Source organism: Methylotenera sp. (assembly GCF_029945705.1).
Lineage (GTDB): Bacteria > Pseudomonadota > Gammaproteobacteria > Burkholderiales > Methylophilaceae > Methylotenera.
Genome location: NZ_JAQSDC010000047.1, coordinates 54,959 through 77,152, shown reverse-complemented (window position 1 = coordinate 77,152; position 22,194 = coordinate 54,959). Strand labels below are relative to the sequence as shown.

The 22,194-nt window shown below is 43.1% G+C and carries 16 protein-coding genes; 13 read left to right on the top strand and 3 right to left on the bottom strand.

Features of this window, described 5'->3' with window-relative positions; genetic code table 11:
• The first annotated feature begins 34 nt into the window (after positions 1–34).
• The 6 genes from PSU78_RS10365 (at position 35) to PSU78_RS10340 (ending at position 9,406) form a co-directional block, all read left to right on the top strand.
• Positions 35–1,777, top strand: coding sequence for a PTS fructose-like transporter subunit IIB (locus tag PSU78_RS10365; protein WP_300387686.1), 1,743 nt, complete (start codon positions 35–37; stop codon positions 1,775–1,777).
• Positions 1,778–1,832: 55 nt separating this feature from the next.
• On the top strand, positions 1,833–3,059 hold the full coding sequence (locus PSU78_RS10360) for a carbohydrate porin (protein ID WP_300387684.1): 1,227 nt from the start codon (positions 1,833–1,835) through the stop codon (positions 3,057–3,059).
• Between the two features lie 45 nt (positions 3,060–3,104).
• Positions 3,105–4,103 carry a class 1 fructose-bisphosphatase gene (locus tag PSU78_RS10355; RefSeq protein WP_300387682.1) on the top strand — a complete coding sequence of 333 codons (999 nt, stop codon included), beginning with the start codon at positions 3,105–3,107 and terminating at the stop codon, positions 4,101–4,103.
• Positions 4,104–4,423: 320 nt separating this feature from the next.
• Complete coding sequence (locus PSU78_RS10350) at positions 4,424–6,925, top strand: cyclic nucleotide-binding domain-containing protein (RefSeq protein ID WP_300387680.1); 2,502 nt, start codon at positions 4,424–4,426, stop codon at positions 6,923–6,925.
• Positions 6,926–6,934: 9 nt separating this feature from the next.
• On the top strand, positions 6,935–7,765 hold the full coding sequence (locus PSU78_RS10345) for a hypothetical protein (RefSeq protein WP_300387678.1): 831 nt from the start codon (positions 6,935–6,937) through the stop codon (positions 7,763–7,765).
• Between the two features lie 3 nt (positions 7,766–7,768).
• Complete coding sequence (locus PSU78_RS10340) at positions 7,769–9,406, top strand: cytochrome c3 family protein (protein WP_300387677.1); 1,638 nt, start codon at positions 7,769–7,771, stop codon at positions 9,404–9,406.
• 118 nt (positions 9,407–9,524) lie between these two features.
• On the opposite strand, the gene typA is transcribed toward PSU78_RS10340, so the two are convergent.
• Positions 9,525–11,333 carry a translational GTPase TypA gene (gene typA / locus PSU78_RS10335; RefSeq protein ID WP_300387676.1) on the bottom strand — a complete coding sequence of 603 codons (1,809 nt, stop codon included), beginning with the start codon at positions 11,331–11,333 and terminating at the stop codon, positions 9,525–9,527.
• A 472-nt stretch (positions 11,334–11,805) separates the two neighbouring features.
• On the opposite strand from typA, the gene PSU78_RS10330 reads away from it, so the two are divergent.
• The 3 genes from PSU78_RS10330 to PSU78_RS10320 are packed head-to-tail and all read left to right on the top strand — an operon-like array spanning position 11,806 to position 15,780.
• Positions 11,806–13,638, top strand: a complete 1,833-nt coding sequence (locus tag PSU78_RS10330; RefSeq protein WP_300387674.1) for a DEAD/DEAH box helicase — start codon at positions 11,806–11,808, stop codon at positions 13,636–13,638.
• Between the two features lie 39 nt (positions 13,639–13,677).
• Positions 13,678–15,078, top strand: a complete 1,401-nt coding sequence (locus PSU78_RS10325; RefSeq protein ID WP_300387672.1) for a DEAD/DEAH box helicase — start codon at positions 13,678–13,680, stop codon at positions 15,076–15,078.
• A gap of 18 nt (positions 15,079–15,096) precedes the next feature.
• On the top strand, positions 15,097–15,780 hold the full coding sequence (locus tag PSU78_RS10320) for a YdcF family protein (RefSeq protein ID WP_300387670.1): 684 nt from the start codon (positions 15,097–15,099) through the stop codon (positions 15,778–15,780).
• 34 nt (positions 15,781–15,814) lie between these two features.
• On the opposite strand, the gene PSU78_RS10315 is transcribed toward PSU78_RS10320, so the two are convergent.
• A complete protein-coding gene (locus PSU78_RS10315) occupies positions 15,815–16,315 on the bottom strand; it encodes a hypothetical protein (protein WP_300387668.1) in 501 nt (166 codons plus the stop codon).
• Positions 16,316–16,662: 347 nt separating this feature from the next.
• On the bottom strand, positions 16,663–17,349 hold the full coding sequence (pgl, locus tag PSU78_RS10310) for a 6-phosphogluconolactonase (protein WP_300387666.1): 687 nt from the start codon (positions 17,347–17,349) through the stop codon (positions 16,663–16,665).
• A 161-nt stretch (positions 17,350–17,510) separates the two neighbouring features.
• Between pgl and PSU78_RS10305 the strand changes: the two genes are divergently transcribed.
• The 4 genes from PSU78_RS10305 (at position 17,511) to PSU78_RS10290 (ending at position 22,170) form a co-directional block, all read left to right on the top strand.
• Positions 17,511–18,299: a dienelactone hydrolase family protein gene (locus PSU78_RS10305; RefSeq protein ID WP_300387664.1), complete on the top strand. Its 789-nt coding sequence runs from the start codon at positions 17,511–17,513 to the stop codon at positions 18,297–18,299.
• 90 nt (positions 18,300–18,389) lie between these two features.
• Positions 18,390–19,895, top strand: a complete 1,506-nt coding sequence (zwf, locus tag PSU78_RS10300) for a glucose-6-phosphate dehydrogenase (RefSeq protein WP_300387662.1) — start codon at positions 18,390–18,392, stop codon at positions 19,893–19,895.
• A 230-nt stretch (positions 19,896–20,125) separates the two neighbouring features.
• On the top strand, positions 20,126–21,475 hold the full coding sequence (locus PSU78_RS10295; protein ID WP_300387660.1) for a hypothetical protein: 1,350 nt from the start codon (positions 20,126–20,128) through the stop codon (positions 21,473–21,475).
• Positions 21,476–21,534: 59 nt separating this feature from the next.
• Positions 21,535–22,170 (top strand): hypothetical protein, encoded by a 636-nt coding sequence (locus PSU78_RS10290; RefSeq protein ID WP_300387658.1) that lies wholly within the window; start codon positions 21,535–21,537, stop codon positions 22,168–22,170.
• The last annotated feature ends 24 nt before the right edge of the window (positions 22,171–22,194 follow it).

The window sequence follows — 22,194 nt, the reverse complement described above, 5'->3', positions numbered from 1 at the left end:
CTATCCCACGCTTAATGTTCAATGGAGAAGCAAAATGGCTAATATTATTGCGGTAACAGCATGCCCCACAGGTATTGCGCATACCTACATGGCAGCAGAAGCATTAAAGAAAACGGCAATTACGATGGGGCACAGCATAAGGGTTGAGACCCGAGGTGCAACTGGTGGTGAAAATACCTTAAGCGAAGAAGAGATTCGAACTGCAGAGATTGTAATTATTGCATCTGATGTGCATCTCGAAATGAACCGATTCGAAGGAAAAGTAATACATGCAGTCAGCACCAGTGATGCGATTCGAGATACTGAGCAAGTGCTAGAAGCTGCACTTGCATTAACTGAAACTCAAGCAGCTAAATCTACCGTTGCAGCGCCAGCAGTTGAAGCTCCAGACAACTCAACAGCACGTAAAAAAATTGTCGCCATTACTGCCTGCCCAACAGGCATAGCGCACACTTTTATGGCCGCAGAGGCTTTGAAAAAATGGGCTAAGACTAATAACTGCGATATTCGCGTTGAAACACAAGGCTCTGTTGGCGCTAAAAGCCAATTAACTGATGAAGAAATTGCAGAAGCGGATGTCGTGGTGATTGGTGCTGATACGCATGTGGACGATGCTCGCTTTGCAGGTAAGATAGTCTATAAAACTTCAGTTGGCCGTGCATTAAAAGAAACAGATAAAGTGATTCAGGAAGCTTTTTCTGCACCTAAACAAACAGCACAGACTGCCGCTGCAACAACTGCTAAAAGCACACAAAAGGCCAGTGGTGTTTACAAACATTTATTAACAGGTGTGTCTTATATGTTGCCTTTGGTTGTTGCTGGCGGCTTGATAATTGCACTGTCGTTTATTTTTGGTATCGAGGCATTTAAAGAAAAAGGCACATTAGCCGCAGCGTTGATGAGTATCGGCGGCGGCGCAGCGTTCGCATTGATGATTCCGGTACTTGCAGGTTTCATTGCCTACTCTATTGCGGATCGTCCGGGTTTAGCACCAGGTTTGATTGGAGGAATGTTAGCAAGCCAACTGCAAGCCGGCTTTTTAGGTGGGATTCTAGCTGGCTTTTTTGCAGGTTATGTAGCACTTTGGATGCGCGACAACATCAAGTTGCCAGTTCATTTTGAAGGACTAAAACCTGTATTAATTATCCCGCTATTATCAACATTACTAGTTGGTTTATTCATGATTTATGTAGTTGGCGAGCCAGCAAAAGCGATCATGGATGGACTTACCAGCTTTTTAAAAAATATTGGCTCGGCAAACGCGGTATTACTCGGACTTTTATTAGGTGGCATGATGGCGGTTGATATGGGTGGCCCAGTCAATAAAGCCGCCTATACCTTTGGTGTTGGTCTGCTTGCCAGTAATACCTTCTTGCCGATGGCTGCAGTAATGGCTGCAGGCATGGTGCCTCCTCTAGCGCTTGGATTGGCTACCTTTGTGGCTAAAAATCGATTCACTGCAGATGAACAGATTGCAGGAAAGGCATCTGCTGTTTTAGGTTTGTCGTTTATTACCGAAGGCGCAATCCCATTCGCCGCCAACGATCCATTGCGTGTCATTCCATCATGTGTTGCTGGTGCGGCTTTAACTGGTGCAATGTCTATGTATTTTGGCTGTGAATTGCACGCACCTCACGGCGGGGTTTTTGTTCTCGCCATTCCCAATGCAGTGAGCCCATTGTTAGCGTATATCGCTGCCATTGTGTCGGGCACATTGCTGACGACTGTATTACTCGTTCTATTTAAGAAGCCTATTTCTCAAGTTGCTGTCGCTTAAAACTTGCATGAAAAACACTTCAACTATTAAAACTAAATAAACAGGAAATAACATCATGATTAAACAATTTTTCAGCTGCATAGCAGCTGTAGGGTTACTGCTTGGCTCAAATTTTGCAACGGCACTAGATATTTCACCCTACATTCGTGCTCAAGCTGGCGTCAATACTGAAGGCAGCTCTGCTGCATGCTTTAAACTAGCAGGTGCTGCAGCTAAGTATCGCATGGGTAACGAATGTGAAATTTATGCTGAGTTAATGCTGGGTCAAGAGCTCAATAAGTTCTCAGATAGTTCGTCAATCAATGCACATGTCATGCTCGCTGGGTACCAACCGTTAACGAGTAAGAAAATGCTTGATGACTCAAGTAGTGACTTCAGATTTGCTCAGTCTTACTTAAGCTGGGACAAAATATCACTGTTAAATGGCGGTAACTTATGGGCTGGTCGCCGTTATTACAAACGTGAAGACGTTCATATCACCGACTTTTTCTACTGGAACCCACAAGGACTAGGCGCAGGTATTGAAGATGTGAATGTTGGTAAGCTTAAGTTAAGTTATGCGTTATTTCGCGAAGATAATCAAGACCAAAAACTCCTAAGCACACGACATGACTTTCAGCTACGTGGGCTAGATGTTAACCCTGATGGACAATTAGAGTTTGGGTTAAGTTATATTCCTAAAAGTAACCATACAACAACAGGCGATGCAGGCTGGGCTATCACTGTACAACATAGACAAAGCAACATGATGGGCGATGGCAATAATAAACTGGCTGTGCAATATGGTGTTGGCCCTGGTATTGGTTTAGGTGGCACGGGTTCTATTGATAATGGAACCGATGTAAAGCGCTTTCGTGTTGTTGACGGTTTGTATGCGCAGATTACCCCTAAGCTAGGTGGTCAAGTGACTGCAGTGTATCAGAAAGATACCTCTAATACTGGTAACCAGACTTGGACATCTTTAGGTGGTCGTGTGAGTTATGGCGTAACAGAGCATTTTAAAATGCAAGCTGAGTTAGGTCAGGATTGGGTGTCACCTTCAGGCGGAGAAACTCGCCGACTAACTAAACTTACTATTGCCCCATCATGGGCGATTGCAAGTAACTTTTGGTCACGCCCTGAGCTTAGACTTTTCTGTACCTATGCTCAATGGAATGATGCTGCCAGCGCTGCGGCAATAGGTTCTAGTGATGCCGCAGTTTCTTCGTTAGCCCCAACCAGCGTATTTGGTGGCGCGAATCATGGTGCTACTTTAGGTTTGCAATTTGAGGGCTGGTGGTAGCGTGCAATTAAGCTAGAAAATAACTCTACTAAAAAGGCCCTCGACATGGAAAAACAAACATTTTCACAATTCTTATTAGATGAGCAGCGGCTACGCGGTATTCATGATGACGAATTTGTACTGCTATTGAATGACATTGCAACCGCCTGTAAATCAATCTCTAGAGCCGTTTGCAAAGGCGCCTTAACGGGTGTTATGGGTAGCCTTGAATCTGAAAACATTCAAGGTGAAACGCAAAAGCAGCTTGATGTGATTACCAACAATATTTTTATTGAGGTGAATCAGGTTGCTGGCTATTACGCTGGAATGGCTTCAGAAGAGATGGATGAGCCCTATGAAATTCCAGTCAATCTTCGTAAAAGTGGCAAATATCTGCTGTTGTTTGACCCACTAGATGGCTCTTCTAACGTCAATGTGAATATATCGGTAGGCACAATTTTCTCTATACTCCGTTGTCCTGAAGGTGTGGATAATCCTAAAGTAAAAGATTATCTGCAGTCTGGTATCACGCAAGTATGTTCAGGCTATGCACTTTATGGCTCTTCAACAATGCTGGTGATTACGACTGGCTTTGGCGTGAATGGGTTTACCCTGGATAACGATGTCGGTGAGTTTTATCTAACCCACCTCAATATGCGTGTTCCAGAAAATACGCATGAATTTGCAATCAATATGTCTAATCAAAAGTCATGGGAAACGCCAGTTAAAAACTATATTGAAGATTGCTTAAAAGGTCTAGATGGCCCCCGAGGCAAGCAATTCAATATGCGCTGGGTTGCATCCATGGTGGCGGAGGTTCATAGAATTTTAATACGCGGTGGAATTTTTATGTACCCAATAGATAGCAAGCTAAAAGATAAAGGTGGAAAATTACGCTTAATGTATGAAGCCAATCCAATGAGCTTTATTATTGAACAGGCTGGCGGACTATCGTCTAGTGGCCGCCAAAGAATTGTGAACATCAAACCTAGCGCGCTTCATCAAAGAGTTCCCGTCATTATGGGGTCAAAAAATGAAGTGGAAATGATGTGTAGTTACTATTAAGAATAGTAAGCAAGCATGCCATGAAAGAAATCTTCAAATTTTGACTTATAACGGCATATATGACACTATCTATGCATCATATTTTAGTAAAAATTTTACTAAAACGTAACATTCAAACCGTAAAATACTACCGTTTCTTAAGTCAACCAGTAACTTTTGGCAACTTCTAGCTTGATAGATATTGCATTATCGTTCGGTAGCTGATTTAAATAAATTATGTGAAAATTTCAGAATGGATTTGTCATAATCAAGCTAACTTTCCGTACAATAGCGTATATCAGTCAGACATATTCTAAGACTTTAATTTTGGTCGCCGCGTCATGTCAAAAAACGTAATTAGCAAGCAAGTCGCAATGTTAGAGCATTTCAATACCATTATTATCGGCTCTGGCCCAAGCGGATTGTCCGCGGCTGTGCGTGCAACTGAGCAAAAATTATCTTACTTACTGCTCGAAGCCGAACAGGAGCCAGCGAGCACTATTCGCAGTTATCTTCGTGGCAAACTCGTCATGTCAGAGCCGCGTGCGCTGCCTATTCGCAGCCCCTTACCTTTTACCGCCTCGTTGCGCGAAACCGTACTCGATACGTGGGAAAAGACGATTATTGATTACAACTTAAATATTCGTTACGGTTCAAAAGTGATTGGGATACACCGCCGCGAAAAATGGTTGGAATTAGAGCTAGTTGATGGCAGCAAAATCACCGCAGATCATGTAGTGCTAGCCATTGGTGTTCAAGGCAACTTACGGCAGTTAGAGATTCCTGGTGGCGATGTCCCGCAAGTGCAATATCAATTAGATGATCCACAAGCTTATCAGGATGAAACTATCGTAGTCATTGGTGGTGGTGATAGCGGCGTGGAAAATGCGCTCGCGCTTACTGGGCGCAACCAGATTATCATTCTCAACCGCGCAGATGACTTTAGCAATTGTAAGGAAAGCAACCTTAGCCAACTAACAGAGGCGCGAAAAAGAGGCGCTTTAGATTGGTTGCTAGAAACGAAACCTCAAGCGATTGAAGTGAATACCAAAGGTGAGTTTCCTATCACTGTGATTGCCAACACGCCCAATGGCATAGAGCGCATTCCATGCCACCGCGTCATTGCGCGGCTAGGTGCCCTGCCCTCAAGACCTTTACTTGAAGGCTTTGGCGTAGGTTTTCCAACAGATGACTATGCAGCCCTTCCTTCATTATCCTCACATTATGAGTCTAGTGTGCCAGGTCTTTACATCATTGGTGCACTGGCTGGTTATCCGCTAATCAAACAAGGGATTAATCAAGGTTATGAAGTCATTGAGTACATCTTAGGCAACCCAGTAGAACCTGCTGATACGGCTTTATTGCGTGATAAGTTCGCCAGCTTTTGCAATGACCGTGGCGTAGATGATGTGTTGGAAAAAATACGCAAAAGCGTGCCATTGCTGAAAATGCTTACGACCTTGCAGCTACGTGAGTTAGTGCTGCAAAGCAACATCTTGCAGCCAGAACCTGGCGATATTATTTTTAAACGTAATGATTACAGCACCACCTTTTTCTTTATCGTCGAAGGTGAATTAGATGTATTAATTGATGAAGACGATAAACCAGACGCTAAACTTAATGCGGGTCAATTCTTTGGTGAAATGGCACTTGTGTCAGGCCGCCGCAGAGCAGGTACAGTTCGCGCCAGTACTAAATGCGTGTTGATAGAAACGCCAAGACGAGTCATGCAAAAACTCGTTGATTCAGTACAATCCATGCGCCGCGTACTTAATGAAGTGGCTATTAAGTGGGTTGTACACGTGTGTATTGGTCTCACACTCAGTGAAGAAGATCTAAATGATTTAGCGAGCCATGCAACGCCGAAAAGTTTTGCCGCAGGTGAAGAGTTATTCCATGAAGGTGATCAAGCGGATGGGCTATATTTGATTCAAAGCGGCTCAGTCACTGTTTCGCGCATCATAGGTGGTCGAGAGGTTGTACTTTATTACGTAGCGGCAGGCAACTATGTGGGCGAATGGTCTCTGGTTTCTGGAGAACCGCGTTATGCGACCGTGCGAGCAGCCGTAGCTACAGAAGCCGTATTGATTGATGCAAGTAGAATGAGTGACATTATTGCGCGCAATCCAGAAATTCGTAGTGAGCTAGATGCGCGCTATCTTAAACATTTGCAAGAGCAAGAAAAACGTCAGCAACTCGAACCTGCTGACAACCCAAGCTCATTAAGCAATCAATCAACCCCATCAAATCTTATCTCATTTCTGATTCAACAAGGTGTGGGTGAAGCCACTGATGTATTGCTAATAGATGAGTCACTCTGTGTGCGCTGCAACTACTGTGAAGACGCTTGCGCTGATACGCACGGCGGTGCAACAAGGCTAGATAGAGATGCAGGGCCAATCTTTGCAAACATTCGCGTACCAACCTCATGTCGTCACTGTGAACATCCGCACTGCATGAAAGATTGCCCACCTGATGCAATTCACCGCGCACCGCATGGCGAAGTTTACATCGATGACAGCTGTATTGGCTGTGGCAACTGCCAACAAAATTGCCCTTATGATGTGATTCAAATGGCGGTGATACAAGACCAGCCTGAACGTAGCATATGGCAAATCTTATTGGGCATTCAGCCCAAAGCTGTTCCTATCGTCGGCGGCTCTAAAGTTGCAGTTAAGTGTGATATGTGCAAAGACATTAAAGAAGGCCCTGTATGTGTCCGTGCCTGCCCAGTTGGCGCGGCTCTGCGTGTGAACCCTGAAGAGTTACTCAACTATGCTGGCGGCTCTAATAGTGACAGCGTCACAAATGAAGTCTTTTTAACTGAATCTGACAGAAATTAGAGAAACTTCATGCAGCGCGGCAATATATTCGACTACAAAAACTATCGCTACTTCAAGCTAGCCATCATCGTCATCGCTATTGCGGTAACAGCCTATATGCTATTTGAACCCGCTGTTGGTTATTATGGTGGAAGCTGGCTGGGTTATGGTTTGGGCACAGTTTCGGCCGCTTTAGTGTTTTGGATGACATGGTATGGTGTGCGCAAACGTCGCTATCGAAGTAGCGGCTCAACACAAGGATGGTTATCCGCCCATATTTATCTAGGTACAGCACTCACAGTCACCGCCACGCTCCACAGTGGCTTTCATTTTGGTATCAATGTTCACAGTCTCACTTATGCTTTATTGATAATTGTCGTTATCAGTGGTTTTTTTGGCAACTATGCATATATGATATACCCGCGATTAATGACCGAAAATATGGGTGAAGATAGCTTAGATGGGCTGCTATTGCGGATTGCAGAAACAGATAAGCTCGCTCGACAGATTGCTTTAGTCATGCCTGACGACATCAACTTCACGGTAGATCGCGCATGCCGAGAAACCTATATTGGCACTGGTTTACTCGAGCAACTAAGAGGCTATCAACCAGATTGTCCAACCGCTGTTGCCGTAGAAAAACTGACAATACTTGGTAACCATTTAACTGGCGAGCAACGTAAGTTGTATCGCGAGCTATATTCCATCATGGTGCGGCGACAGTCTTTAGTCAAACGCGCTAGACAAGATTTAATGTACCGAGCCAGACTTGGCTTTTGGCTTTACTTTCACACACCCTTTGCAGTTGCCCTACTAGCTGCCATGGTAGTGCATATCATTGCTGTATTTCTTTATTGGTAAGTCATGATTAATTGTCTTTTAATCAAAATTTCACATAATAAGCGCGGCATGCCCGTGCGTAGCTATCGCACTCTCACCGCAGAAGAGTTATCCATTGGACGAGGTGCCGAATGTAGCATTCATTTACTCGATCCGCGTATTTCTATGCATCATGCCGTGATCAAACGCTTAGATGATGAACAGCTGCATTTGGTGGCGGTCAATGGTGAGCTTGAAGTAGATGGTGCGATATTACAAAATATTGCACTCACGCACGGTACGCAAGTGATGATTGGCCCTTTTCAATTAAGGGTCGAGCCTGCTCCGCCTGATGTGAATATTGCAGTGTCATTAACATTAGTGCATCTTTTGCCCGATGACTTCCAAGACTTAAAAGCACGAACACACGAACCACTTCGAGGCGCATCAACCTTTAAAAAAAGACTAGCGCTAGCGCTAGTAGCATTTATTGCACTTATTTTTCTAGCATTACCATTAGCGCAAAATCTGATTCCTAATCTCCATGCAACAATGGCGAAGCTCCCTTTAGGCTTTGACCGTGCATGGAGCCCTGGACATATTTCTAATTCACACCTGCATTTTGGCTCACAATGTTTTAATTGCCATGAGGTATTAACTCAACAAGTGACCGACAAAGCCTGCATAAAATGTCATAGTAATGTTGCCCCACATATTCCCAATCCAAAGTTACAAGAACAAGTATTTAATCACAATAAGCTGTTTATGGATGGCATACGCTGTGCTGAATGTCACCGCGAACATAAGTCGCCGTATCCACTGGCGCGACAAGATAACAGCACTTGTGTGAGGTGCCATGGCAATATTAAAGCGGTTGACAGCCATACCAAGCTAACGAACATTCATGATTTTGATCGTGATCACCCTGCCTTTAAACTCACGTTTTTAACAGGGGATAAAGAGAAGAAAATTGAGCGTATCTCACAAACTGATAAAGCACGACTAGTCGAGAAGTCAGGCATCAAATTTCCACACTCTCAGCATTTTGGTAAAGTTCAGGGGCCAAATGGCATTTGGGATGTACGCGAAATGACGTGTACAAATTGCCATCAGCAAGAAGGCAAGGAAATGCGCTTTAAACCAGTTTCTTATAATCGCGATTGTATGACGTGTCATGCCAACCAGCTAACAATGGGGCCTCCAGAGGCGCTCATCACTGTGCCGCATGGCTCAGAGCAAAACGTGATGAATGCCCTAAAGGTTCAAGCACCTAAACAACTTGCACATTACTCAGAGTCTTTAAAAACAGATGGTTGCGCATATTGCCATGAGATAAATGACTTTAAAGCTAAAACTAAAACAGAAGTAAAGATTGATTCTAAAGTTAAGACCAATTCTGATGATGGCTTGCCATGGCACGTAGCGCCGTTGAATATCAACCAAGATTGGTTCAGCAAGGCGCATTTTAATCACGCTTCGCATCAAACTCAAAAATGCCAGTCTTGCCATGCCGTAGAAGAGTCTGACTCCAGTGCAGATGTCGCAATGCCTGACCGCCAATCATGCTTACGCTGTCATTCTGGCAATAGCCCAAAGCCTAAACGCATTGCGAGTAGCTGCATGTCTTGCCATGACTTTCATGACTCACATGTGATGCATGAGTCTTTACCAGTACCAAAGTAAACCAACAGCTTAATCATTGGCAATTGTTTATCATTAATGGTTAAGCCGCCAAAAACTAAGACAATAAAAAACCCAGCACTCAGCTGGGTTTTTTTATTTAAAGCTAACTCTATAAGAATTAACCTTTAATTGAACGTTTACGCTCATGCTCTAACAAGTAACGTTTACGGATACGAATAGTTTTTGGTGTAATTTCAACCAACTCATCATCATCAATAAACTCAACTGCAGATTCCAATGACAACGCGATTGGTGTAATCAAACGCACCGCTTCATCAGTACCTGATGAACGAATGTTAGTCAGTTGTTTACCTTTGATTGGGTTAACAATCAAATCGTTATCGCGGCTGTGAATACCAATAATCATACCTTCGTACAATTTATCACCTGGAACTGTGAACATTTTACCGCGATCTTGCAACTTCCAAAGGGCGTAAGCAACCGCTTCGCCACTTTCAGCTGAGATCAACACACCGTTACGACGGCCTGGCATATCTGCTTTTACTGGCGCGTAGTCATCAAACACATGACCCATCAAACCAGTACCGCGTGTCATTGTTAAAAATTCACCTTGGAAACCAATCAAACCACGTGCTGGGATTCTATATTCCAAACGCGTACGACCGTTACCATCTGACTCCATATTTTGCATTTCACCACGACGACGACCTAATTCCTCCATCGCTGCACCTTGATGCTCATCTTCTACGTCAACCGTAAGGATTTCATACGGCTCACATTTTTCACCATTAATTTCACGGTAAACTACTTTTGGCTTACCTACCGCCATTTCGAAACCTTCACGACGCATATTTTCTAATAAAATCGTCAAATGCAACTCACCACGACCTGAAACGCGGAATACGTCTGCATCTTCAGTATCTTCAACACGCAAAGCAACGTTCACTAAAAGCTCTTTAGTTAAACGGTCACGAATTTGACGTGAAGTAACGAATTTACCTTCTGTACCAGCTAATGGTGAAGTGTTCACCATAAAGTCCATGGTCAAGGTTGGCTCATCCACGCCTAAATGTGGCAAGCCTTTTGGATTTTCACGGTCACAAACAGTGAAGCCGATACCAATATCATCTAAACCAGAAATAATTACAATATCGCCAGCTTCAGCTTCTTCAACCGCAACACGCTCTAAACCACGGAAACCAAGCACTTGGTTGATTTTACCTACAGCGATTTGTTTATCTTCATTCATCACTGTCACGGCTTGGCCAGGTTTGATTTTACCGTTAGTGATACGACCAACGCCTAAACGACCTGTATAAGTAGAGTAATCTAATGCAGAAATTTGTAATTGAAGTGGTGCACTGTTATCACCTACTGGTGGCGCTACGTGGCTTAAAATCGTTTCAAACAAAGCGCGCATATTGTCGCTTGGTGTTTTCATGTCCAACATGGCATAACCATTGATTGCAGATGCGTAAACCACTGGGAAATCTAACTGCTCATCAGTGGCGCCTAAGTTAGCAAACAAATCAAAAGTTTGGTTCACAACCCAATCCGTACGCGCACCTGGACGGTCAACTTTATTAATTACCACGATTGGTTTTAAACCAAGCGCTAAAGCTTTTTTCGTCACAAAACGTGTTTGCGGCATTGGGCCTTCAACGGCATCCACTAATAAAACAACACCATCCACCATGCCTAATACGCGCTCAACTTCACCACCAAAGTCAGCATGACCTGGGGTATCTACCACGTTAATATGCGTACCTTCATAGTTCAAGGCTGTATTTTTAGCCAAGATGGTAATGCCGCGTTCTTTTTCAATATCACCACTATCCATAACACGTTCAGACACTACTTGGTGTCCTGTAAACGTACCTGCTTGATGTAAAAGTTTATCAACCATAGTCGTTTTACCATGGTCAACGTGGGCGATAATTGCGATATTTCTTAAATTACGAGACATGAATTGCTACCAGTTCTATTGAAAGGCGGCGATTTTAACACAATAAACGCCTATTTCCTTTCACTAATACAATTATTATTTGACATTCTGTTTTAAATGGTTATACTGCGCGCTTCATTCGCATTACGGCAACTTTGTAATGCTTGAATCATTGCCCTGACCCTTCTGTTGCTCGTGAAATATTGAAGCAACTATTCAAAAGGTTAAATTCGCAAGTTTGAATTTAATTTTTACTGGTTAGCGGCTGTGCCCGTGCGCTGGTAAAGATTATATTAGCTTGTTTATTATTAAGTTAAAACGAAATGTCGTTCATTCGGCTTTAAGTGATTAATTTAACTAAACCAAATATTCTCTGCGTTTATATTGCTCTTGAACATATGCTCAACTAATTGCATGTGCTCAAATGATATGCCCGTTTTTACTTAGCGCCCTTTTTATTGTTTTTATGAAACAGCTTTTGAAAGGGACTACTTTGTCTTTTGAATCACTAAATCTTGATAACGCCTTACTTCGTGCAATTGAAGAATCTGGCTACACCACACCAACCGCTATCCAATCACAAGCCATTCCTGTTGTGACTGCAGGCCACGATTTGATGGCTTCTGCCCAAACTGGTACAGGTAAAACTGCAGCATTTATGTTGCCAGCGCTAAATTTATTAGCCACTCCACACGAACTAAAAAGCCGCGGCCCACGTATCTTGGTATTAGTACCAACACGTGAACTTGCTACACAAGTGAACGAAGCTGCGCGTAAATACGGTAAATTCATCCGCGCACGTACAGTGAGTATCGTAGGCGGTATGCCTTACCCATTACAAAACAAATTACTATCACAACCATTAGATATTCTAGTGGCAACGCCAGGTCGTTTACTTGACCATATGGAACGTGGTCGTATCGATTTATCACGTTTGCAAATGTTGATATTAGATGAAGCAGACCGTATGTTAGACATGGGCTTCTTGCCTGATGTTGAGCGTATCTGTGAGCAACTATCAGCTGAGCGTCAAACACTATTGTTCTCTGCAACCTTAGATGGCGACATTGCACGCGTAGCGAAACAAATTCTTAAAAATCCAAAAACAATCCAAGTAGCTGGTCAAAAAGAAAAACATGCCAACATTGAGCAACGTTTGCACTATGTTGATGACATGACACATAAAAACAAATTACTTGAGCATTTGTTGATTGCACCTGAAGTTAACCAAGTGATTATTTTCACCAGCACTAAACGCCATTGTGATGTATTAGCTGAAGATTTATACGCTGCTGGTCACAAAACAGCCGCTTTACATGGCGACATGACTCAAGGTGCGCGTAACCGTACATTGACTAAACTACGTCAAGGCGATGTAAAAGTATTAGTGGCAACGGATGTTGCTGCCCGCGGTATTGATATTAATGGTATCAGCCACGTGATTAACTATGACTTACCAAAATTTGCTGAAGATTATGTACACCGTATCGGTCGTACTGGTCGTGCTGGTAAAACGGGTATTGCGATTTCTTTCGCGTCAAATATGGATCGTCATATCTTACGTAAAATTGAGCAATTCACTGGCAACCGTATGGAGCCAGGTGTAGTTGAAGGTTTTGAGCCAAAACGTGCAATGAAAATGGATGGTCCGAGTAATGGTCGTGGTGATCGTGGCGATATTCGCCGTGATGCACATAAACCAGGTGGTCGCGGAGGCTTTAAACCACGTGATGACCGCGGTGGTAATGACCGTGGTGGTTTTAACAACCGTAATAGTGAGCCTCGTGGCGACCGTCCAAGCTTTAGCCGTGACAGCAGTAGCCGTGATGAAAATCGTGGCAACCGTGATTCAGCGCCGCGTGAAACTAATGGTAACTCAGCTAGACCTGAATTCAACCGCTCAGAAAGACCTTCTGGTGACCGTCCACGTAGCTTTGGTGATCGTAACTCAAGTGGCGATCGTAGCCGCTCTGAGCGTCCAAGCGGCGACCGCAGCTTTGGTGACCGTGCAAATGCAGGCGCACCTAACCGCAGCTTTGGCGATAGCGTAGCTTTCGGCAAAAAACCTTTCTCACGTGATGGCGCAAGTGCTCCACGTAGCGAAGGCAACCGTGATAGCCGTGGTAACCGCCCAGATGCAAACCGTGGTGATAACCGTGTGCTAGGCGCTCGTTATGAAGGCCGCAATGACGCACCTCGTGGTGATCGTTCAAGCGCACCTTCACGTGACAGCCGTCCAGCACGCGCAAATAGCGATTCACGTAGCTTCGGCAACGCGAATGCTGGTGGTAGCGGTGCTCCACGTCGCCCACGTAGCTTCGCTTAAGTTATTTGACGTCAACCTTAATTGAACAGTACCCAACCAATGACAGAAACAGTAATTTTAGACAATCTCGCATTTACAGATTTAGGTTTAGCGCCAGAATTACTTAAAGCGCTAACAGAGTCTGGTTACACCAAACCTACGCCAATTCAAGCTCAGGCAATCCCTGTGGCTTTGGCGGGGGGCGACTTAATGGCGGGCGCACAAACTGGCACAGGTAAAACTGCAGCGTTTGCGCTACCTTTGTTACAAAAATTACTGCCACTGGCAAGCGCAAGTGCTTCACCTGCAAAACACCCAGTCCGCGCGTTGATTTTAACGCCAACGCGTGAACTGGCAATTCAGGTAGAGGAAAGTGTAAAAGCGTATGCGAAACATACGCCACTACGTTCTCTTGTAGTTTATGGTGGTGTTGACATCAAAACCCAAACGCCGCATCTTAAAACGGGTGTAGAGGTTTTGGTCGCCACGCCTGGCCGTTTGTTGGATCATATTGAGCAAAAAACTATTCAGCTAAATCAGGTACAAATTTTAGTACTAGATGAAGCCGATAGAATGTTAGACATGGGCTTTATGCCTGATTTAAAAAGAATTTTGGCGTTGCTACCTAAGCAGCGTCAAAATTTAATGTTTTCTGCCACATTTTCAAACGACATTAAAAAATTAGCCGATGAGTTTTTAACAAAACCTCAGTTGATTGAAGTCGCGCGTAGCAATGCGACTAATGATAACGTGACACAAAAAGTCTACGAAGTCGCGCAAAGTGATAAAGAAACGCTGTTAATACAACTATTAAAAGCTGCCAATGCAAGCCAAGTGATTATATTCACCAAAACCAAAATTACCGCCAGCCGCCTAAGCCGTAGCTTAGCGCGTGAAGGCATTGCCGCCGATGCGATTCATGGCGACAAAACACAACAAGAACGTATTAAAGCCTTAGATGGTTTTAAAGCAGGTACTATCACCGCCTTAGTTGCAACCGATGTTGCCGCGCGTGGTTTAGATATTAGCGAATTACCGATGGTGATTAACTATGAAATCCCAAGTGCACCAGAAGATTATGTACACCGTATCGGTCGTACAGGCCGCGCTGGCGCTTTAGGTATTGCCATTTCTTTTGTGAGCCCAGAAGAAGATAAATATATCGTTGAAATCGAAAAACTGATTAAACGCCAAATTCCAAAAGAGACCGTTGCGCTTGACAAACCAAGCAGTAAAGCACGCTCAACAAGTAGCAAAGAGCCCAGTTATAAATCAAATCATGCGCAAGATGCAAGTGCGACTAAACGCATGCCTCCTAAAAAGAAAAGCAGCGACCCTTGGTTTGACAAGCCTTATGAGGCTTCAATTGCACCCACTAGTTCTGGCGTTACCACCAAACAGATTATTGGTAATAAAGCACCTGTAGCTGCACTACTAGGCGGATTAAGACTTAATAAGTAATTTATAGCACTTGTAACGATGTCCAGACTATCAAAATTTCTAGGGAATATTTTGACCAGTATGGGGCAGTTACTAAATCTCATTTCTTTGCCCCGCTGGCTGCGCAAATCGCTATACATTTGCGCTCTAGCTGGAACATTAGTTTATTTAAGCATCTTTATCACCATTGGCAGCTATGCCAAGCAACTCATCAAAACCCCACCCACACAATCCGCTGATGCCGCTCTCATTTTAGGCAATCGTGCTTATTTATACGGCAAACCTAACCCCTGCCTCACTGGTCGCGTAGATGAAGGCTTGTTGCTAGCTCAACAAGGCTTGGTAAGCACACTGTTAATGTCTGGCGGCTTGGATTACGAGGATAATCGTATTGAAGCACTAACGATGGAGACTCACGCCAGAAACAAAGGTTTTCAAGGGAGAACATTGCTTGAATCACGCTCTAGCTCTACATTAGAGAATTTAACATTTTCGCTCCCTATCTTAGAGGCTACTGGTATCAAAAACATTATCATTGTCTCTGAGCCATACCATATGTGGCGAGTAAAGAAGCTAGTAGAAGCAGGCCACTTGGGGAGGAAAATTAATGTGGGTTACGCCGCAGCACCAAGTCAATGTTGGATTAGTTGGGGCATGGCATTCAAGGGCGCATTGCGCGAACCGCTAGCGGTTATTAATAACTATGCTAAAGGCTACTTCTAGCACTTTCAATCAAAGCGGCGTCATTCAATCTAAATTAATTCGTACGTCTACGTGCAACAAACCCCATCAATATTAGCCCCGCAAACATCATGCTATAGGTTTCTGGTTCAGAACCAACTTCAATGTTTCGGCTAACAGACGATACCGCGTAATTTACAAAGTTATCGTTCCCATTTGAAGATACTCTTGAAATAGCGCTCAAAAATGCTTCATGAGTGCGCCCATAACCCAGCTTAGTAGAAGGAGTACCCTGTGAATCGTCACTCTGAAAAAAGTCACTAAGGTTGCTAGCGTCAAGTGACCGGGGTTTTGTATATCCGAACAGAGTAAGGGCATTGTTAATATTCAAACCACCATCCAACGTTATTGGATTGGCGTAATAATCGGCAAAAGGAATGAAGGTTTTGGCCCCAGAGAATATATCGTTAGGCAAATAAGCCATATCGGCAGCTTGAGTTTGATTAGCTTCGGCAACCGCGGGTAGGCTTAAAACCAAGAACAAAGTTAAGCAGAAAGTAAGAAATTTAATTCTCATGGGGTTACTCCATATATTTAAGATAAAACCCCTAATGTGTTTATATCTTTAGATATTCAAAGTAATTTTTGTTTAAGAATTAACTTAAATAAACTCGATACTAAATGATACAAACGATGTATGGCTTGTTTTTATTGAATATATTCAAATTTTCTATATTCATTTATGCCATTAACACGAAAAATACCACAAATTTGCACTAGTTATCAAGAATTTTCTAGTAGAAAGTTAAAAATAACACTAAAAATATGTTACAAAATGTTACACAAACCCTTATCTAAAGGCATATGTCTATTATAAGAACATAAAAGCCACAACCACCCACTTTTATACAAATAATTTGTATATTATCTCACTTTTACTTCATAACAATAAACATCAACCCCATTCGCTGGCGAAATTAAAGTCGCTGGAATTTTGACACCTTTACGCCAGTTATCCACAGCCTCTTGCTTACCAGCACCTGTCACCATAAAAATCACTGCATGCGTATTATTTAAGCGATTCTGACTAATGGTGATGCGTTCTGCAGGGGGTTTTGGAGAGTTAAATACTGGCACGGCATCTGCACTGTTATCGACCACATGATTTGGAAATAGAGAGGCGGTATGGCCGTCCTCACCCAAGCCTAACAAAACCATATCAAAGGTTGGTGCCCCAGCAAGTGTTTTAGCATAAGCTTTCGCCCCTTCTATAGCTCCCAATTCCGCAGGTATATCGTGAACTTGCTGTGCGGGAATATCGACATGATTAAGCCAAACCTGATTTGCCATCAGGCTATTTCGATCTTCATGGTCAACAGGCAAACAACGCTCATCGCCATGGTATACATGCCATTTTGACCAATCCATCGGTAAATCACGTAACGCCCCGTAAATTGCTTTAGGTGTGTTGCCGCCAGCGAGAACAATTAAAAACCTACCACGCTTAGCAATAGCTTCATTTGCGCTCTTTACAATAGCGTCACAAACATCATGCCTTAGCGACTCTATACTCTCAAAGGATTGCCATCTGCCAGTATTTTTTTCCTGCATTATTGCTCATTTCAATATCAAAAATTAATCAGACCGAATTGGACACGAAATCGAGAAAATTGTCATGCTTTTTATACTTTTTCCATCAAATCACTGTATGAATTTGCCTGCTTGCTTTATCATATATGGCTATTGTAAATAGCTTCTATTCGGAACACACAATGTTAATTAAAGACAGTGAAGTTGTTGACCTTAATACACCAACAGGTGAAATGCGCGCACATATATTTCGCCCTGCAGCGCCAGGTAAATACCCTGCTATTTTGATGTTTTCTGAAATATTTCAAATCACTGCACCGATTCGTCGAACAGCAGCCATGCTAGCTGGTCACGGCTTTATTGTTGCATGTCCAGAAATTTATCATGAATTTGAGCCGCTAGGTACTGTACTCGCTTACGATGAGGCTGGCACGACACGTGGCAATGAACTAAAAACCACCAAACCTGTAGATGCTTACGATAGTGACGCTAAGGCTGTATTAGATTATCTTAAATCACGTAGTGACTGTACAGGCCGTTTAGGTGTGATGGGTATCTGCATAGGCGGACACCTTGCTTTTCGAGCTGCTATGAACCCAGAAGTGCGGGCTGCAGTATGTTTTTACGCAACAGACATTCACAAAAAATCCTTAGGTTTAGGCAAAAATGATAATTCATTAGAGCGTGCTGGCGAAATTAAAGGTGAGCTATTACATATCTGGGGACGCCAAGATCCGCACGTACCGTTAGAAGGTCGTAATATGGTGAAAGCACGCCTCGATGAGGTTGGCACACGCTACACGTGGCATGAGTTTAATGGTCAACACGCATTCATGCGTGATGAAGGTCACCGTTACGACCCTGCACTGTCACGTTTAAGCTGGGATTTATTGCTTGAACTGTTCAATCGCCGTTTAGGCTGGGGTGATTTGGATATGGAGTCAGATGTCTCGGCTGAAGCGCGCCATTAGAAATAATCAGTTTTACTAATGCACTTAATTAAATACACACAATTAAATTTCACACTTTTTTAAAATCCAATTTAAGGTTTTTCTCACATCATGGTTAAAAAAATAGATCCTTGTACGCTGGTATTGTTTGGCGCTAGCGGCAACCTATCACGAGTCAAATTAATGCCTGGCCTGTTCCGCTTAGATGCTGCTGGTCGCCTGCCAGAACACATGGCTATCCTTTCAGTAGGCCGTAGCGAAGTATCACGCGAAGATTGGTTAGCAGACATTAAAGGCATGTTAGATGCCAAATTCAAAAACGGTTACGATCAACAAGTGTTTGAACGCTTTATCGCGCGTAACCATTACTTTGCGAATGCTTCTAGCGACCCAGATGCTTACAAAAAAATGAGCGCTACCTTAAATGATGCGAAGACCTTTCCGCAAAATTTTGCTTACTTCTTATCAGTACGTCCTACTGACTTTGCACCAGTTGTTGAGCAACTTTCACAAGTAGGCTTGCTGGATGAGAGCCAATACTGGCGCCGCGTGTTGATTGAGAAGCCATTTGGCACTGATTTAGCTTCTGCTCAAGATTTGCAATCTAGACTAACCAAGCACTTAAAAGAGAGTCAAATCTACCGTATTGACCATTACCTAGGTAAATCAGCAGTACAAGGCATAATGTTGACACGTTTTGCCAACGCGATATTTGAACCATTATGGAACAAAGAGCATATTGACCATGTGCAAATCACTAATAACGAAACTTTAGGTGTGGGCGAGCGTACAACCTTTTACGATGCCACTGGCGCATTGCGCGACATGATGCAAAGCCATTTATTACAAACCTTGGCGCTTACTGCGATGGAGAAACCAAAAGACTTGCAGCCAGAAAGTATTCGCGCAGAAAAAGTTAAGTTACTTCAATCGATTCGCCCCGTTGATGTTAGCAATATCAATAAACAAGCGTTCCGCGCACAATATAAAGCTGGACGTGTATGTGCTGCTGATGGTCATGGCGAAAACGTACAAGGCTATTTAGAAGAACTTAAACGTGATGGCGTTGATTTAAGCATTACTGAAACCTATGCCGCAGTGAAATTTTTTATTGATAACCCACGCTGGCAAGGCGTGCCGTTTTATGTGCGCACAGCTAAACGCATGCATGAAGGTAACACTGCAATTTCAATTCGCTTCAAAAAATCTCCATTGCAATTAGTCGATGGTCAACACCAAAACTGGCTAACGATCAATATTCAGCCGCGTGAATGCATCAAACTAGAAATCGAATCAAAAATTCCTGGTTTAGATATTGCCACACGCACTTTAAGTATTGATGCGCCTCAACGTCAAAAAGAAGATGAAACTATTGACTCTTATGAGACGCTGATGCTGAATCTAATGGAAGGCGATCCATCACAGTATCTACACATTAGCGAAGTAGAAGCGCAATGGCGTTTGGTTGATCCAATTGTTAAAGCTTGGGCTGCAGACAGTACGCCATTACACCAATACGCCGCTGGCAGCCGTGACCCTGAAGAGTCTAGCGTGATTTTTGAAACAAAAGATCAATTCTGGCGTTACAGTATTGAATTAGGTGGGGATAAGCATTAAGTGAATTGCTGATGTTTTGAGAAATCAATGGGGCTTGTAACTCATTGATTTCCATAACTGAGTGGCCTCTAAAAGCTAGGTTCAATCAAACTTAAATTTATTGCCAAAAATGCTCTTCTTGCGCTAGATTTCTGCTACGCCTTTATGCTATCTTGAAAGAATATTTGCTGCATTAGGCTCGATGGTCACTTGCATCAAAATTTTTGTTTAAATCTACTAAAAGGATAACAATGATGCATATTAAACAGCCAGAAATCAAACATAACCATAGAGTGCGCTCCATCACCAAACTAGCATCAACACTAGTATTGCTTGCAACAATTACCCAAACATTCAACGCGGTTGCAGAGCAGTTTTTCACAGTGACAAAACCGCTTATCTTTAAAGAAGGCAACGCCAAACTAAAAACTGTGCTCTCAAAAATTGAAGATGCCAGAGATGTGATGGAGGGCAGATACCTAGTAGGCTCCGCCGATTTAAACGACGATGGGCGTGTAGAAATTATCTTGCAAAGTAGTGATTCTATGAATTGTGGCTCGGGCGGCTGCCTGACCGTGGTGATTGAGCAACCTGTCGCCACCAGTACAAAAACCTATACGCTGCTGTCACAAAATTTAGGTAGCAGCCTCTCGGTAACCAATGAAAAAGTAGGTAACTATCGCGCGTTAGCAGGCTTGATGCAAGATGGCAGCATTCAAGTAGCCGATAAAAAAGGCACACCGCTTTATGGCAAGCAGATGGTGTATGCGATGAATAACGCTAGCGCCCCAGTTGATACTGCCAAAACTGAAATTGTTGCGCCTGCTGCTAATTCATCCGCATCACAAACAAACAATTCAGCAACAGATAAATCAGCGCCTAGCATTGCAGGGATTAGTTTAGGTATGACTGCCGCAGAGGCTAAGCGCATCATGACTGCTCATTTTAAAAGTTACAATAATCAAAGCGATCCAGTGTCAGAATTAGCATTTACAGGTGCCATTTCGACCAAAACAGCCCCCTTTGTTTGGCAGTTGATAGCAGAAACCCCCACTTACAACAGTGCTAGCAAAACAATTCAAAGTGACAGGTTAGACGTTAGTTTATCTCCACCACCAGATGCACGAGTAGTAAAAGTCAAACGTTTAATAAGGTTTGCTGTTGGAAATGAAGTTGATGTTAGCAATCTACATGATCAATTGAACAGCAAGTATGGGGTAGCTAATAACACCACAGGTAGATCGCTATGGTTCTTTGATTCTAAAGGAAACCTTATCAAGGCACCGAGCGCTATTAAGGCAGAAGGTAACTGTAAAGTTATTGATGCTCACTCTAAATTTAACAATATCTTCAACAATATAAATGTTTATAAAAAAGGACAGCCAATTTTTGGTTTAAATCCAGCCTGTGGAAGCGTATTAGAAATGGATCCGGCAAGTAATTTGAAAGGCCCAACTACAGTAGTAACAACTGCATTAATAGACAACAATGGATTTTTGAATGCAATTGTGGATGGCTTTGCTTATCTTAGCGGGCAATCAGATGCTGCCGCAAATCAAGATGCCACAAAAGCCAAAAGCCGCGCCGTGCCTAACCTTTAAATGGCTGATTAAATGACGCTAAAGACTTTAATCGCTCAATAATAAAAGGGTAGGAAATAATGGAAAACTTTACATGGCATGATGGTAAAACGTTTGAATTTTGGACGAAGACTGGTGAAGTGCTCAGCACCAATAAAGTGAGCGAAACGCATGTAAGCTCCAGTGGTGGCGGTGGACATGTTGACCCGCAATATGGCGGCCATGTGGCCGCTGCACAAGTCAGCAGCACCGTGACTATTAATCATGAGTTTTGGATTAAAGAAGAAGACGGTACTGAGCGTGCTGTCCAGCTGTACGACAATGATATTCCGTTAAAGGTAGGTCAAAAAATTACACTCATAGCAGGCAAACTTCTTGGTGCAGAAAAAGGCTATTACGTCGTGCTGTATAACCATAATGCTAAAAAGCATTGGATTATTTCAGATGCAACAAGATTATATAACCATATTTTTCCTAAAACGCATCTTTACGAACTAGATTTAATACTATGGCTATTTAACATTAAAATTATTGCTTACGTGATTGTCCCTTTGCTTGTGTGGTACTACATTAATGGCTATGTGGCTCTTGCCATTTTCGCTTGGGGTATTTACAGTACTTTTTCAAAACTGATGAAAGATAGCAAAAGTGCAAACGCGCTGGACGCGCAATTAGAAAAAATGGCTAAAGAAATAGCGCAGGCTAATCAAGCTTAGGTGCAAGAACCAAATATATTGCAC